Below are 14081 nucleotides of genomic sequence, written 5' to 3' on the forward strand. Positions count from 1 at the left end.
TTCAGGATCAGGAAGGACCGCTGGCATCCTCTTGGAGGAAAAAAGGGGGAACCGGGCTCAGCCTTTCGTTCCCCCGAATGCGGTTAATTTGCTGCTACACCCTTATATTTTTTCAATTGGTTATCGATGACGTTGACGGCATCATTCAGTGCTTTTTGCGGATCGGCACCGTTTTTCATATCTTCAAACGCTTTGTTCATATTCTTTTCCCATTCCAGGTAACCGGGCGTTTTGGGACGGGAAACGGCAGTTTCGCGTGATTCCTTGGCAGCAATACGGATGACATTGTCAGGGAACTGCTTATATTTCGGATCGGTGTCGATGGAATTAAGCAGGTCGATCTGTGGAGGCAGCGTGCCTCCTTCTTCAAACAGGATTTTTGCTCCTTCACCCAGTGTCAGAAATTCAATGAACTTGGCGGATGCCTCTTTGTGCTCGGAATATTTGGAGATACCCACGTTCCATGCCCCGGTTGGCGTGGCTACTTTCTGACCTGCGAAATACGGATGCAGGGTAACGCCAAAGTTCAAGCCGGAATCTCTGATCTTCGGCATATTCTGGTTGGTGGACACGAACATCGCCACTTTGCCGGATGTAAAATAGTCGATGGATTCTTCTTTTTTGATTTTCGGGCTGACTTTGTCCTTGTTGAACAGGTCCGCGTAAAATTGGAAGGCCTTCACGGCCTCCGGCGAATTCGAATAGCCACTGGACACCAGTCCGTCGTCGCTGAGCATTTTGGCACCCAGGCTATCCGACAGGGCCAAAAGCTGGTACGCTTTGTCCACCTGCTCAAAGGAAAACCCGTATACGTTATCCGAAGTCAGCTTTTTCGCCAAATCCTGGACTTCCTCCCACGTCATACGCTTGTCAGCGTCCGGGAAAGGAATACCTTTCTTTTTAAAAATATCTTTATTATAGTAAAGCACCTGACTGGAGCTGTTCATAGGCGCGGCCATGAGCTCGTCTTTGTACGACACCGTCTCCACTGCGGATTTCGTCCATTTGGCCTTGGCGTCGGCTGGGATCAGAGAATCCAGCGGCTCCAGATAGCCTTTCACGGAATAGTTCATGACCAGCGGGGTATCGACAAACATCACGTCCAAATCCTTGGCTTTGGAACTGAGCTTGATTTCGATCGTTTCTGTCAATTGGTCAATCGGAACGAGATTCATTTTGACTTTGATGTTCGGATTTTGCTGTTCAAAAGCTTCAACCACCTTCGTGAGCGGCTTCTCGTAATTGGAGTAGGCCTCAAATGAAATCTCCGTTACTGCCGAAGGGCTGGAGGAGCCTTGCCCGTTCGAGCTTACAGAATCTGCAGATGTGCCCGCTCCCTGCGAACAGCCTGTAAAAAGGACGGCTGCCGCCAGCATAGGCGCACACCAGGTGGCAAAGCGTTTTGCCGGTTGTTTGGAAATCATGTACGTTCCACCTCGATTTATGATTTAACGATTTATGATTTAAAGAGTATGCTTTTCTAAAGCAGGGCTTTATCCCGCAAAAACAATCTGTGGTTCAGCAGTTCAAAAAAACGGGCAATATCAACCTCAAGCGCTGTTTCCACATTCCCGTCTGTACACGCCTCGGCGATCGTTTGTCCGGAAAATTCTCCGCGTTCATACTGGACCCGGATATCCATCCGTTTGGTGCGGATCAATGTAGGGTCGATGAGCACGGCGATGGCGAGCGGGTCGCACATATACGAAAAATCTCGCTGCATGTAGTCCATAAAATCATGCATCATCCGCACAAGGGTTCCCGCCAGCGGAGTTCCGCTGGTCCCCATGAGGTCAGCTTCTTCCCTGGAAAATACGGCTTGCCGGGTCACGTCCAGACCAAGCATCAGGATGGGCGCGCCGCTTGAAAAAACAATCGCTGCCGCTTCCGGATCGCATTGGATATTATGCTCGACAGGGGACAAGTCGCTGCCGTTAGGAGCAAGACGGGTAACGCCGCCCATCATGACAATCTGTTTCACACACTCGGCAATACGGGGCTCCCGGATCATGGCCGCCGCAACGTTCGTATGCGGACCGATCATGACAAGCGTAATTTCTCCAGGATGCTCCATTACAGTCTGCACGATGAAATCGACCGCATGCCTGTCAAACTCGCTTCCGCTTTCTTCCAGATGCATGCCTTTTCCCTCGATTCCTGCTCTGAGTAGCGGACGGTTGCGCAGGAGCGGTAATTCGATCCCGGGACATACCGGGATATGCCCGGCTCCGCACAGATCCAGTACTTTTTGCGCAATTTGCGCGCGGGTTCGGACTTTTCCGTAGACGGTGGTGATGCCTTCAATACGGATTTCCGTTGATTTAAGAGCGAGGGCGAGCGCCACCGCATCGTCCGCGTTGGTTCCGATATCCGTATCCAAAATAATTCTCGACAATGGATTCCACTACTTTCTCTGTTTGATACCTGTAAAAGGTCAATTCATGCCGCCGGCACCGAATATCGCTTGTACATTGTGAAGCACAATATGCTTCCGGTCATAGCTGATGATGCCCTGGGCCTTCCATTTGCTCAGCAATTCCGAGACCGTCTGCCGGCTGCATCCAATCATGTTGGATATTTCCTCATGGTTCAGTACCAGGTCGATTCTGGAATCGCCATCGCCAACAGGCGTGCCCAATTGCTGGAGAAGCCAGGCGAGCCTCCACGGCACAGGCTTGGAAATCAGCAGTTCAACCGTACTTTGATGATGAATAAGCCGATCGGTCATCGTATACAGGATGTCGCTCATGACCTCATGGTCTGAATGGATTTTTTCCTGAATGATGGCCGCGTCAAGCACCCAAATCTGGCTGTCGTGCAGACACTGAGCGTAGCAGGGATGATTTTGCCCCAGGACAATTTCCGCTAGCCCAAAGGCGTCCCCGGTTTTTCGGATGAAAAAGGTTACATCCCGTCCTTCCTCGGTAAATTGGCATACCTTGAGCAGTCCGTTTTCGATGAAATAGGAGCCGACAGGAACGCTTCCTTTGGTAAAGACAAACGAGCCTTTCGGGAACCTCCGCAAGGTTCCGTATTTGCGGTGCAGGGCATACACGGAATCGATGGAGCGCTTCGGCGCTTTCGGCCCGGAAGATACAGTCTTTGCCGCTAAATCAAGCATTGCCGCATCCGCCTCCACTTCTGCACACCAAGCGCAGCCTGGCTGCTTTCATCGACGAACCCAAGCCCAGTATAAGAGAAAAAACAATATGATTCTGTCGGCTACCCGACAGTAATGTGTGAAGTTGCAGCATACTTTTCAGCCCCCCACTATCTTGATTTGGCACCACTAAGTATGCAGGAGGACGTTGCGGAATATGTTATGCGGACGTTAAAGTTTGTAAAACCGAGGTTTTAGCGGCCGTTCTTTGTTTGCGAATAAGGGTACGGTGCCTGGAAGTGGCGAGTTCTTGCCATTATAGTGAAGGATGTTTTATATAACAGACCAAAACTTTATTATCGTTTTGGTCTGTTTTTGTTGATGATCCCATCAAGTATGCATTGAATACATGAAAACGATCTATGTCGAGATGCACTCACGGCAGGATCGTTTTATAATAGTATTATATGGATTGTGAAGAACGGGATATAGAAACGAGGTAACTTTCGTATGGAATTACAGGACCAACCCATCAGAGGAAGATTTGCTCCAACACCATCGGGATGGATACACTTGGGAAACGCCCGCACCGCGTTGTTATCATGGCTGCACGTTCGTTCCCTGGGTGGAACCTATATTTTACGTATCGAGGACATTGATATGACACGGGCTCGCAGCCCTCTGGCTCAGGGAATTATGGAAGATTTGCGCTGGATCGGTCTGGAATGGGACGAAGGACCGGATATAGGCGGCCCCTACGGTCCCTACACCCAAAGCGAGCGACTGGAACGCTTCCAGGCTGCATTGGAGAAACTACAGGGGCAGGATTTGCTGTACCCTTGTTTTTGCAGCCGAGCGGACATTTTGGCCGCCGCCAGTGCTCCGCATGGACTGTCTGGTGAAGGACCAGCCTATTCAGGAACGTGTCGCAGTCTTAGCCCTCAGGAAGCAAAGGCCAAATCACAATATAAGCTCCCGTCACTTCGGTTTAAAGTACCGCAACATTCGGATGCAGTGATTTCATTTCATGATCAGGTAGCAGGTCATGCGGTCTTCGGCGCCAGGGATGGAGGCGATTTTATCGTTAAACGGGCAGACGGCATGTTCTCCTATCAGCTGGCTGTCGTTGTCGACGATGCCGACATGCAGATCACCGACGTGCTGCGCGGGTACGATCTGCTCGATTCCACACCCCGTCAGCTATTGCTATACCAGACGTTGGGCTTGCAGCCGCCACGCTTCGCACACGTTCCCCTCGTCTTGGGGCCTGACGGACGAAGGCTCGCCAAACGGCACGGCGGAGTAGCACTCCGGGCCATGCGTCGGCAGGGAATCACACCGGAAGCGGTCATTGGCTGGCTCGCCTATTTTTCCGGGTTGCTGGATTCTCCCGCGCCTGTGAAGGCTGTGGATTTGGTCCAGGGTTTTCATTTGGACAAGCTGCCCAAGGAGCCAGTCATCCTTACGAAGCAATTTCTCAGAAAGCTGTCTGCTTTGCAGCGTTAACGCTGTTATCGACGATAGTGCTCAAGCATACGGGCAAGGGCATTTCGCCCTTTGCCCCTGTCGCTCCTATTCCTCCAACCGCTTGCGCACAGCCGACTCATATTCATAAAATACAGACGAAATATTCAGTCCTCTTTCCTCCAGCAGCATGCGGAGACGAAGTGATTTTTCAGTCAGCCTGCGACTAATCCGCTGTTGCTCTCCTGCCTCATGACAAGCATGAAGCAGATCACGCAGCTGGACACATTCCTTTTGCAGCTGAAGCTCCTCTGGTAAAATGCCGGCATTTTTCAGCAGCTTGTACGACATACGCAGCTCCTCCGGGACATGTGACAAATCCTCGATCACCAGCGGCTTGCCCGCTCCAGGCAAATGATCGAACTCGCCTTTCGCCATCGCCTCCGCAATCTTCTGCTCAGCCATTCTGGAGAACATTCCCATAGATCCATCCACTCCTGTATCTGCATTTACAGCATTCGTTCTGCTCTACTGCATATTAGTATGGCTAACAGCCTATATGTACCATTCTATTTAATAAAAAAACAGGTTCCTTTGCCACTGTACCATACGATCATTAGGATGTCCTGCATCGATGGGGGGAGAAAGAGGGATTATTCTTCAAGTCCAAGCAATTCTGATACTAGCTTTCTATATTTTTTGGCCTTACGTGTTCCGTGAATGAGATTGGACAAGCGGCTGGGAGGAATATGATATGTATCGCAAAATGTTCTCTGATCTAATTGTTTCTCGACTAGCTTTTGTTTGATTTTCCAGCCAAAAGGGGTTACCGCATAGCGTTTTTTCAACAACGTTACCTCCAATTATGTTTTTTTCAAAGAATAGGAATGGGGTTTGCGTTCTTCCTTTAATAGCACCAAGGCACTCACTAGCTAAGATTTCAATTTGCATGTTTGGTATTGATTTAATAAATTATCCAGCTTCCTGGATTGTTCAATCACTTTGGGGTGCGTTAAAAATCCGTATTTCTTCTGGACTTGATACAGTCTTTTTCTGGCCCGTTCGACACAAAGTAAAGTCATACCTGAATTCATCAGCATGATTCCTCCTTCTGTGTCATATCTTAATGCAAAACGGCAAGTTTTGGATTTTTTAAAAATTTGCTTGAAGACAAAAAAAGCGCTTCTGAAGCATTCCAGAAGCACTATTTGGCGGTTTATGTTTATTATCAATTCCATCCAAGCTACTCTATGATATACTTGCCCAACATTACCCGCGAAACCGTAAGGTTAGTAAGTGCTTTTTCTTACTTTCCCGTTTAAGCGCCTCCAATGGTATCGTGAAGCTGAATTCTTTGGTGCTGGTTATAAGCATGATTAGGTATAGCCACGATAAGCAAAAAGCTAGCTGCGACGATCAGAAGGACCATTTTTCTCAACATTGTCTAACCACACCTTTTCAATAAGATTTAGAAACTGTACCTTTGTTTCAGGAGCTACATTCATTCTGAAATGTAAGAATAATCCCATGCAGTTTATAAAATAAGTTTCATTATTTATTATATGTGACTTTAGCATTGCATACATCAAGTGTTTAAAGCCAACGTTATACATCCCTCGATACAAATAGTAATAAGCTAACTCGTATCCAAGACGTGCAAACTGTTCTGGTATCACTTGTTGGGTATACATATCAGCTGATGGGTTCTGCTGGGCAAAAAAATCAATCTTCGTTTTAAAATTCAAGAGTATATCATCTACATCTATGTTATATTGGTTTGCCGCCATCATAACATTCAACAGTTTTGTAACCATTTCTTTTTCAGTTTCATCTGGCGATGCAGCAATATAATTAACATAATCGTTTAGCACACTTAAATCTCCAGATAAAAGTTTGTATGTGTAAATATTACCTTCTGACCAATCTTTGAACAAGCTAACCCAGTGTTGAGTACCCTCGTCCGTATCCAAGACCCAATCTAAATTAGCGTAGGCGTATGTACATTGTAATGCCTGCTCATAATCGCCTTTAGCTTCATATACACTGGCACACAGTAAGTCGGCATAAGTGATATACACAAACAAGGGACGACTTAGCTTCTTTTCAGATTTGTCACGCTCTCGCTTATTCTGCTGATACTTCATCGAATATTGAATTTCCGCTTTATTTCTCATTTTGCGAGCTGTCGTATCAAGTCTGTCCCATAAGCGCAAAGATCGATACACGTTCGTCAAATCTTTTAACGCATCTAGCTGATCTATTTCATCCAGACGTTCCACGAAAGGTTCAAACAGTGTGGCTGCCTTGAGATTAAGGCTTTGATCATTTCCAATTTGAATAGTAAACAGACGATACTGACAGAATGCCAAGCGCTCGGAGTGCTGGTACTTTTCTCCTTCAGCCACACTCTCATAGAGCAGCAGTGCAGCAGCATGTCGTTCCTGTGCAAATAATGCTTCTGCAATGTCAAATAGTCTGGAAGAATACAATAGCTTGTCCATAATGGCTCCAACAATTCGCTTTATCGCATTCATCTTGTCCAGCTCCGCGCAACGATATAACAACGGCTCAATTCGGCGCATATTGGGGGAACGGTTAATGATGTAGTTTTCTATGTAAAGGCCGTAAAAGTAGCCTTCCGGTAAGCCCATTGCCAAAGTAATTCGGTCAAGCTGCTGCACGGAAACAGGACGATGCTGAGTAATCCAATTACTAAGTGTTCTTTGATGAACCCCAGAATTTTCCGCAAATTGACCCAGTGTTATATCATTTTGCTTTAAATAATCCTCAAACTCCGCCGAAACCGTAGGTGTATGCATCAAGTCATAACCACCCTTCACATAAAAATCCCATAATTTTAAAATTCATCCTCTATTCTTCTCCATAATTCACCACCTGTCAATATTTTATGCAAACAATGTTCGAAAAAAAAGTTAAGCATGATTTATGCATTAGTGGACTTGATGGGACGAGTAACAGGAATGAAATTGGATTATCCAAGTAATAAGCTTTACATACTACAAAGTGCGGCTTATCGTGCAATGATTCGACAATATGTCCGTAAAATTTCAATCCACGCACTCATGCAGAGTGCGACAACTAATTTAGGAGGGAACGGCCCTCCATAAGGGATTTCAATCCACGCACTCATATGGAGTGCGACTTGGAGGCTTTAGACGGGGCGAACTGTTGGCTATAATTTCAATCCACGCACTCATGTAGAGTGCGACTTCGGAAAAAGTTAATTTTTACTGGCGCGAATCGATTTCAATCCACGCACTCCATACAGAGTGCGACAGCCGAGGAAGCAGCTGCCATCTTTAGAACTGCTATTTCAATCCACGCACTCATACAGAGTGCGACAATCATTTGCGCTTGTCGGGTAGCATGGCACGAATATTTCAATCCACGCACTCATACAGAGTGCGACATGGCTATGAATCAGCACTTATTAATATTGGCATAAATTTCAATCCACGCACTCATACAGAGTGCGACCTCGAAAATGGAATCTAAGTCGGAATGAATAGCATAATTTCAATCCACGCACTCATACAGAGTGCGACCACAAACCAGCTCGTCAGACGCTTCATAGACGTCTTATTTCAATCCACGCACTCATACAGAGTGCGACCAGATCTACCGTCATAGCAAAAGCCGTCAATCCACGCACTCATACAGAGTGCGACCGTAAGATAGTGGAGGACTCAGCCAAGCAAATTGAATTTCAATCCACGCACTCATACAGAGTGCGACAGCGAAAATACAGTAATTCATACCCTAGTGATATCAATTTCACACATTTCCGCAAAAAACGATACCGAAAAGGCTTGAATCAAGCATTGACATTTATCGAAAATAACCAACTCAAACCTTTTCGACAAATTTCGAGGTGCGAAGGATCCGGGGTTTTTATGTGAGCTTCACATTCGCACCTTACAAAATGAGTGGGCTTTCCATATCGTAAGCCTCTTTGACCCCTATATGCTCTACTTTCTTTTTGTAGTTATCGCCTAAGTTGTAGAAACGCAGGCTGTCTTCTTTTTTGTCTATCAATTCTTCTAATTCATACTTTAAACGGCGGAACTGGGTCGAATCCAAAATACATTCAAATACGGAATTTTGCACCCTTTGTCCGTGATCTACACACTTTTTCGCAACCTTTGCCAGCCTCCTTCTTCCTTCTCTGTCCACCGTACTTACATCATAAGTAATCAAAATAAGCAAGTTTCACACCTACTTCCACAAAAATGGAGGGTACTCGTCCAAGTCTCCCCGAATATGCCTTGCCAAAAGCAATGCCTGTGAATAAGGCACCAGCCCCCAAGACATTTTCTCGTTCAGATAAGGATGAATGATCTTGTCCTGTTTCCGTTCCTGCCAGGCCTTCAATACGATTTTCCTCGTATCATCATCCATCATCACAGATCCGTTTTCTTTCCTATAAAATCCTTTGCCATGAATTAGCTTTTTGTTAATCAAAGACAGCACAAAACGGTCGGCATATACTCCTCGAAGCTCTTCCATCACATCCAGTGCCAAAGATGCTCTTCCCGGACGATCTCGATGCAGGAACCCTACATACGCATCCAGGCCGACAGCCTCCAAAGCCGATTTCATATCGTTGGACAGCAATGTATAGGCAAAGGATAACAACGCATTTACATTATCTAACGGTGGACGTTTATGGCGTCCATGAAAATAAAAATCGTCTTTTTGCTGCAAAATCAGCTCGTCAAAAACGGAATTATACTGAACGGCCGCCGTACCCTCCAAGCCCCGTAAAATGTCTAATTCCTCCACTTCACGGACCTGCTTCATGATCTCTGTTAAAGAAGCGCTCACCTTTTTCATGCGATCTGTGTCAATCCGAAGCTGGTGGTCCCTCGTCGCCCGTTCCAAAATCCATTTATGGTTATAGATCTTACCTATAATCATATTTCTGGCTACAAGAGCGCTTCTTTTATCATCATCGGAAATCCGGTACTGTTCTTTTCTCAGCACTACGTTTCCCCGGCTTTCTCCCGTCACTCGTGCCAGGAAACGTCCGCTACGCGTCATAAAGGTTAGGTCTATGTTACGTGTTGCACAAGCTCCCATCAAGCCGGGACTGACCCCCGAGTAGCCAAAAGTGCAAACTGCCTCCAGATTATGCAAAGGATACCGTGCAAGAATGGACTCTTCTTGTTTGATTACGATATTTTCCCCATCCAGTGACAAGTACGTATCTGGTATGGTCACAAATAATGTGCTCAGTAGTTTTTTCATTCAGCCAGCCTGCTTTCAATAAAGCTTGAGACTGATTTTTTATTTAGTATTTCGGGCACACATATATTATGTAGTGAGCAGCTTTGACAGTGTGGTCCCGCTTTGGCTTTGGGTGTATGATTGTGCTCAAAATAATGCCGCATCTCCTGCAAGCTTGTACGTACACGTTCTCGGTCAGACGCCGTGATGATGACCTCTACGCGATGTTTGATCTCATCGTAATAAAAGTAGCCCTTTGAAATCTCACATACGAGCATTTCTTCAAGACACATTACTTGTGCGACCAACTGAGCATGATCCGAATCATTTCGTTTCGGTTTGCCCCGCTTGTATTCAACAGGAAAAGGAAGGTACATACCTTCCTCCCCTGCAAGCGGAACGCCAAGAGGATCATGTACAAACTCCACCACGTCACAGATACCAGTAATCCCGAGCTCTCTGGAATGTACAGGTAGTGCGCGTACAACGAGCTTATCCCCTCTTTTTTCACGAATCATCGGCTGATCGGCTTTTCGATGCAAATGATTGCCCTCGATCGTCCGTACGTTTTCTTCCCATTGCTGCTCGATGTGAATAAGCGCCCACTGTCTTCTACAGAAATTAAAATGCTGTATACCGGATAATAGCAAATAATCTTCTTCGTTATAGCCCTGCATACTCTTGGACCTCTAAGCCTTCGAGCGGTGTCAATATACATTCATAATGTGTATCAAAGGATTTGTCGGCTGCATTTACATTTTCTTTCGGTTTCACTTCCAAAGATCGGTGTACTTTAGCAGATGAGTATTTTCCTAGCTTGGAATTATGCTCCCACCAGTAGACTTTATGAACCTCCATACTACCGTCAGGACGGGCGGATGAGACATCATTTTCAAACAATGAAATCAGCGCTTCCTTGATCTTTGCCGCATCTTCGTTTGTAAATCCTGTTTTTTCAGCTAGCTGTGTATTGATGCTTCCCTTAAAAACGTATACACCAAAATCCACCCGATGCTTCATCCCCATCGTATCGGAACCTTTTTCGCTACCTGGTTCGGAGTTTACACTTTTGGTAATTTGCATGCTGGTAATATCAATAGGAAGAACACTGGTTGCCGTATGTATAGATACAGGACCTCTTACCCCTACAGATACTCCTGCCCCTTTACCCACCGCTTTGAATGCAAAAACTTGACCAAAACTACGAACATCCATCCACTCCTGACAGGCCATTCTGGCAAACTCCTCGCTTGAACCTTCCTTGCTCTTAAAAATTTTCCCCAGCTCAGGATTGGCTTCAGCACGTTCTCTTAAACTACTAAAAGAGTCCGATTTGCGATCATTCGATTGCACAAAAATAGACTCTCCCATATCTTGCAGACGATTTCTTATTTTCCGTTTCAGAGCCACATCTGAAATTTCGCCATAACCATCGTAATTTTGTCGTGGGCGATTGCCATTCAGGGGATCGCCATTGGGATTAGCTTTCGCGACAGACAATACAACGGCAAAATCAATTTTATGATCCAAAATAGACATATGATGATTCTCCTTTTCATGTAACTCTATATTTTAAAAGATTTTTATGCTGGGGTGTTGTCGTCTTGGCTGTCATTAGTTTCTGCGGTCCTTGCCTCATGTTTCTTTTTATCCGTGTTGTGATAGAGTTTATAACGCTGGCTGTAGAATCCAAGCAAATATTTCCCGGTCAGCGGTTCATTATTAAATTGATCAAACGGGATTTTTGAAGCAACCTCATCAATCATGATGGAATAATAGTTTAGGCTTTGACCATATTTGGCTTGATGCGGCTGCAAAGCATTCTGAATCGTTCTCCAGGTTCTTTCCGGATGCTGTGAAAATACACTCATATAACGTATGGCATTAGTAGAGCGCTTTTTTTCCTTATCCTGTCCACTTCGTTCCAGTGCATTTCGTTCCAGTACATCAGCAATGGCCAGCAGTCTGCCGAATAAATAGCTGCGATCCGTATTTTCTTCATCTAATCCCACGTTGTATCCCTCCCGTGTGTTAATCAATGCACATGTTATACTCAGTGTCTTCTCCCATTCCCATTTGTACATAGCTACCGGATTAGAGGCACGGTGAGTAGCACTTCTCACAATATCCTGCGGAATTGTTCGACCATCCACGATGCATGGAAGCATTCGTTCCATCAGGCCTTTAACGAGTTTGTCATTCGCCTTAGGACCGTATGCTGCAAAAGCAATGTCTTTGGTCGCCGGAGCCCCCCAAAATTGTAATAGCTCACCTTGCTCGTCCTTTTGATAACGATGTAACCAGGCACATTTTGTATGCCAATCAATAAGCTTGTCAAAATACAATTTTTTATCCAAATTCCGATAATAGAGAACAGCCATGCGTCCTGTTGTTGCCGAGTCAAGCACTAGAATATTGACGTTTGCTTTGGAAGCCGATTTGATGGCTAGTTTATTACGATAACCCGACAGGGCTTTGGCCAGATCAAAAGCAAGCTCTTCGTTCGTATGACTTTTGATTGCTGCTGGCCGGAATGATTCAGGGCCAAAACCCATTGCAAAGATGTTGTCATTGTCGGTAAGACTCGGCACATTCGTGGCGTCATTACCCCAGACGAGAAAAACACGGTTATCCATAATTTTCCCTTGACGATGAATCAGCCATTTTAAGGCATTATGAGCTTTTTGAGATACTTCATAGCTGATGCTTGCTACTTCATGACTATGGGCAAACCGTCCTCTGAACGTAAACCCGCTCGTATCATTGGCGGAAATCAGCTTTGCTTTATCCCCGGAATTTCTGATTTTATTCGCATGTTTATCTGTGCCGGGAAGAAGCTTCCCGGTTACATAACAAATGTCTTCTTCGCCCAACAACTGACTGTAGTAACCAATAAATGAATCATATAGTTCTGTATCCTGCCACACTTTAGTTAACGCTTTATCTGGTGAATACACGTTAAAACGAATGAATACACCCTCCAGTTCACCAGGAACTGCCGTATATATACGTGGTTTTTCCCCAGGTGAACGCTCATACTTCTTGTCCCATTTACTTATTAATTTTTGATCCTCATCAAGGTATAAAACAGACTCGTCCACCAAGTCTTTAATCAGTCGACGCTTGCTCAAGTAAAGATAGATGCTTTTCAGCTTGGGAGTGGCATATTCTGAATCAGCCCACCCTTCTAACTGCTGAATGTAAGCAGCAAAGGGCTCTTCTTTTTTGATCTTTCCGCCATATGCGACAAAATCTCCAGCGACATAGCTTAATTTATCATGCAGCGGATAGGGCGCTACGACAGAGCCAGCCCGGCTGGCCGATTTCTCGGTACAAGGAATTAATGTGCTAAAATCGTCCTTGTCCAGCACTCTGGCTGAATGAAAATCACCTTGTTCCGTAATTTCCACTTCAATTTGTGCATTTTGAGTTGTATGGGAGATGGGCAGCAGCGTATATTCGCGATCATTATGCTTTTTCTCAATCACACCCACACGGTCAAGGTTGGATTCATAGGTTTCATATAGATTTAACAGCCAGCTCATTTCATGCCCCACCCCTCCCACTCTGCAAGCAGCTCATCAGCGGACTGAACATTATTGTCATCAAATCGTTTCGGCTGCATATCTGCTATGATGCAAACTTGTGTGCATTTCTCCGGTGGATCAAATTCAATAACTCCATCCTTCATCACCGGATTCCACAAGCGTACCTCCAACTGATTCCTGCCTGTCTCATCCGGGTAGTTAATCCCGTGTACCATATTTCCTAGATGAATGTCGCCATAGCTATCATAGAAACCGGATGCTTCACCAAAAACACAGGGCTCCACATATGCTTGGCATTCTCGTGTACCCAGGAAAATATCTCTGCGTCCACCCGCAAGCAACGAGCGTTTAAGGATGTTATGATGCTTGTTTTCATTACGGTCATATTCCATCTCGGGACGATGCAGATTAAAAATAAAATGGGCTTGAACCTCATAGCAAGGGTCTTTGAGATAAGTATAATTAGCAAGCGTATTACCGCCGCCATATTCAATAGGCCGAATTCCCTTAGATTCCATTCGGATTGCGTTTAGAATACGAACTTTGTCTATAACCATCGTAATCGTAGGCTTCCAATAAATACTTTCTACGATCCCTTTTAATGCCTGATAGGTTGGGACACTGTATGTTAGTTTCTCACCCCCCAGTTTGGTTAGCGGGTCTGTAAACAGCGCATAATCTCCATACACTCTAAATTCAATTGAATTTCTCAACTGGCATCT

15 protein-coding genes and 1 CRISPR repeat array are annotated in these 14081 nt (G+C 45.5%); of the genes, 1 reads left to right on the forward strand and 14 read right to left on the reverse strand.

Going from position 1 to position 14081, the window contains the following annotated elements; genetic code table 11:
• Window positions 1-83: 83 nt before the first annotated feature.
• From KQI_RS0108035 to KQI_RS28770, 4 genes are read right to left on the reverse strand one after another with little or no spacing between them, the layout of a single operon-like run.
• A complete protein-coding gene (locus KQI_RS0108035) occupies window positions 84-1424 on the reverse strand; it encodes a sugar ABC transporter substrate-binding protein (protein WP_010346256.1) in 1341 nt (446 codons plus the stop codon).
• A 56-nt stretch (window positions 1425-1480) separates the two neighbouring features.
• Window positions 1481-2395 carry a nucleoside hydrolase gene (locus KQI_RS0108040; protein WP_010346257.1) on the reverse strand — a complete coding sequence of 305 codons (915 nt, stop codon included), beginning with the start codon at window positions 2393-2395 and terminating at the stop codon, window positions 1481-1483.
• Between the two features lie 39 nt (window positions 2396-2434).
• A complete protein-coding gene (locus KQI_RS0108045) occupies window positions 2435-3121 on the reverse strand; it encodes a Crp/Fnr family transcriptional regulator (protein WP_010346258.1) in 687 nt (228 codons plus the stop codon).
• Complete coding sequence (locus KQI_RS28770) at window positions 3114-3254, reverse strand: hypothetical protein (RefSeq protein ID WP_158308741.1); 141 nt, start codon at window positions 3252-3254, stop codon at window positions 3114-3116. The genes KQI_RS0108045 and KQI_RS28770 overlap by 8 nt, the downstream gene beginning before the upstream one ends.
• Before the next feature lie 356 nt (window positions 3255-3610).
• Here KQI_RS28770 and gluQRS point away from each other — a divergent pair, with 356 nt between their 5' ends.
• Window positions 3611-4606, forward strand: a complete 996-nt coding sequence (gene gluQRS / locus KQI_RS0108050; protein ID WP_010346259.1) for a tRNA glutamyl-Q(34) synthetase GluQRS — start codon at window positions 3611-3613, stop codon at window positions 4604-4606.
• 66 nt (window positions 4607-4672) lie between these two features.
• Here the strand turns inward: gluQRS and KQI_RS0108055 are convergent, their stop codons facing one another.
• The 10 genes from KQI_RS0108055 to cas5c form a co-directional block, all read right to left on the reverse strand.
• Entirely contained in the window at window positions 4673-5047 is a 375-nt protein-coding gene (locus KQI_RS0108055; RefSeq protein WP_010346260.1) for a DnaJ family domain-containing protein, read from the reverse strand.
• A gap of 170 nt (window positions 5048-5217) precedes the next feature.
• Window positions 5218-5412: a hypothetical protein gene (locus tag KQI_RS0108060; protein WP_010346261.1), complete on the reverse strand. Its 195-nt coding sequence runs from the start codon at window positions 5410-5412 to the stop codon at window positions 5218-5220.
• An 84-nt stretch (window positions 5413-5496) separates the two neighbouring features.
• Window positions 5497-5664, reverse strand: a complete 168-nt coding sequence (locus KQI_RS27790) for an aspartyl-phosphate phosphatase Spo0E family protein (RefSeq protein WP_080572125.1) — start codon at window positions 5662-5664, stop codon at window positions 5497-5499.
• 303 nt (window positions 5665-5967) lie between these two features.
• Entirely contained in the window at window positions 5968-7383 is a 1416-nt protein-coding gene (locus KQI_RS0108070; RefSeq protein WP_010346264.1) for a helix-turn-helix domain-containing protein, read from the reverse strand.
• Window positions 7384-7898: 515 nt separating this feature from the next.
• Window positions 7899-8320: direct repeats of the CRISPR family, unit length 29 nt; unit sequence TCAATCCACGCACTCATACAGAGTGCGAC.
• Between the two features lie 180 nt (window positions 8321-8500).
• Entirely contained in the window at window positions 8501-8791 is a 291-nt protein-coding gene (gene cas2 / locus KQI_RS0108075; RefSeq protein WP_010346265.1) for a CRISPR-associated endonuclease Cas2, read from the reverse strand.
• Between the two features lie 9 nt (window positions 8792-8800).
• Entirely contained in the window at window positions 8801-9832 is a 1032-nt protein-coding gene (gene cas1c / locus KQI_RS0108080) for a type I-C CRISPR-associated endonuclease Cas1c (protein ID WP_010346266.1), read from the reverse strand.
• Window positions 9829-10488 (reverse strand): CRISPR-associated protein Cas4, encoded by a 660-nt coding sequence (gene cas4, locus KQI_RS0108085; protein WP_010346267.1) that lies wholly within the window; start codon window positions 10486-10488, stop codon window positions 9829-9831. The genes cas1c and cas4 overlap by 4 nt, the downstream gene beginning before the upstream one ends.
• Window positions 10475-11350 carry a type I-C CRISPR-associated protein Cas7/Csd2 gene (cas7c, locus tag KQI_RS0108090; protein WP_010346268.1) on the reverse strand — a complete coding sequence of 292 codons (876 nt, stop codon included), beginning with the start codon at window positions 11348-11350 and terminating at the stop codon, window positions 10475-10477. The genes cas4 and cas7c overlap by 14 nt, the downstream gene beginning before the upstream one ends.
• Before the next feature lie 44 nt (window positions 11351-11394).
• Window positions 11395-13356, reverse strand: a complete 1962-nt coding sequence (cas8c, locus tag KQI_RS0108095; protein WP_010346269.1) for a type I-C CRISPR-associated protein Cas8c/Csd1 — start codon at window positions 13354-13356, stop codon at window positions 11395-11397.
• Window positions 13353-14072 (reverse strand): type I-C CRISPR-associated protein Cas5c, encoded by a 720-nt coding sequence (gene cas5c / locus KQI_RS0108100; protein WP_010346270.1) that lies wholly within the window; start codon window positions 14070-14072, stop codon window positions 13353-13355. The genes cas8c and cas5c overlap by 4 nt, the downstream gene beginning before the upstream one ends.
• Window positions 14073-14081 lie beyond the last annotated feature (9 nt).

It is taken from the genome of Paenibacillus peoriae KCTC 3763, assembly GCF_000236805.1.
GTDB classification, from domain to species: Bacteria; Bacillota; Bacilli; order Paenibacillales; family Paenibacillaceae; genus Paenibacillus; species Paenibacillus peoriae.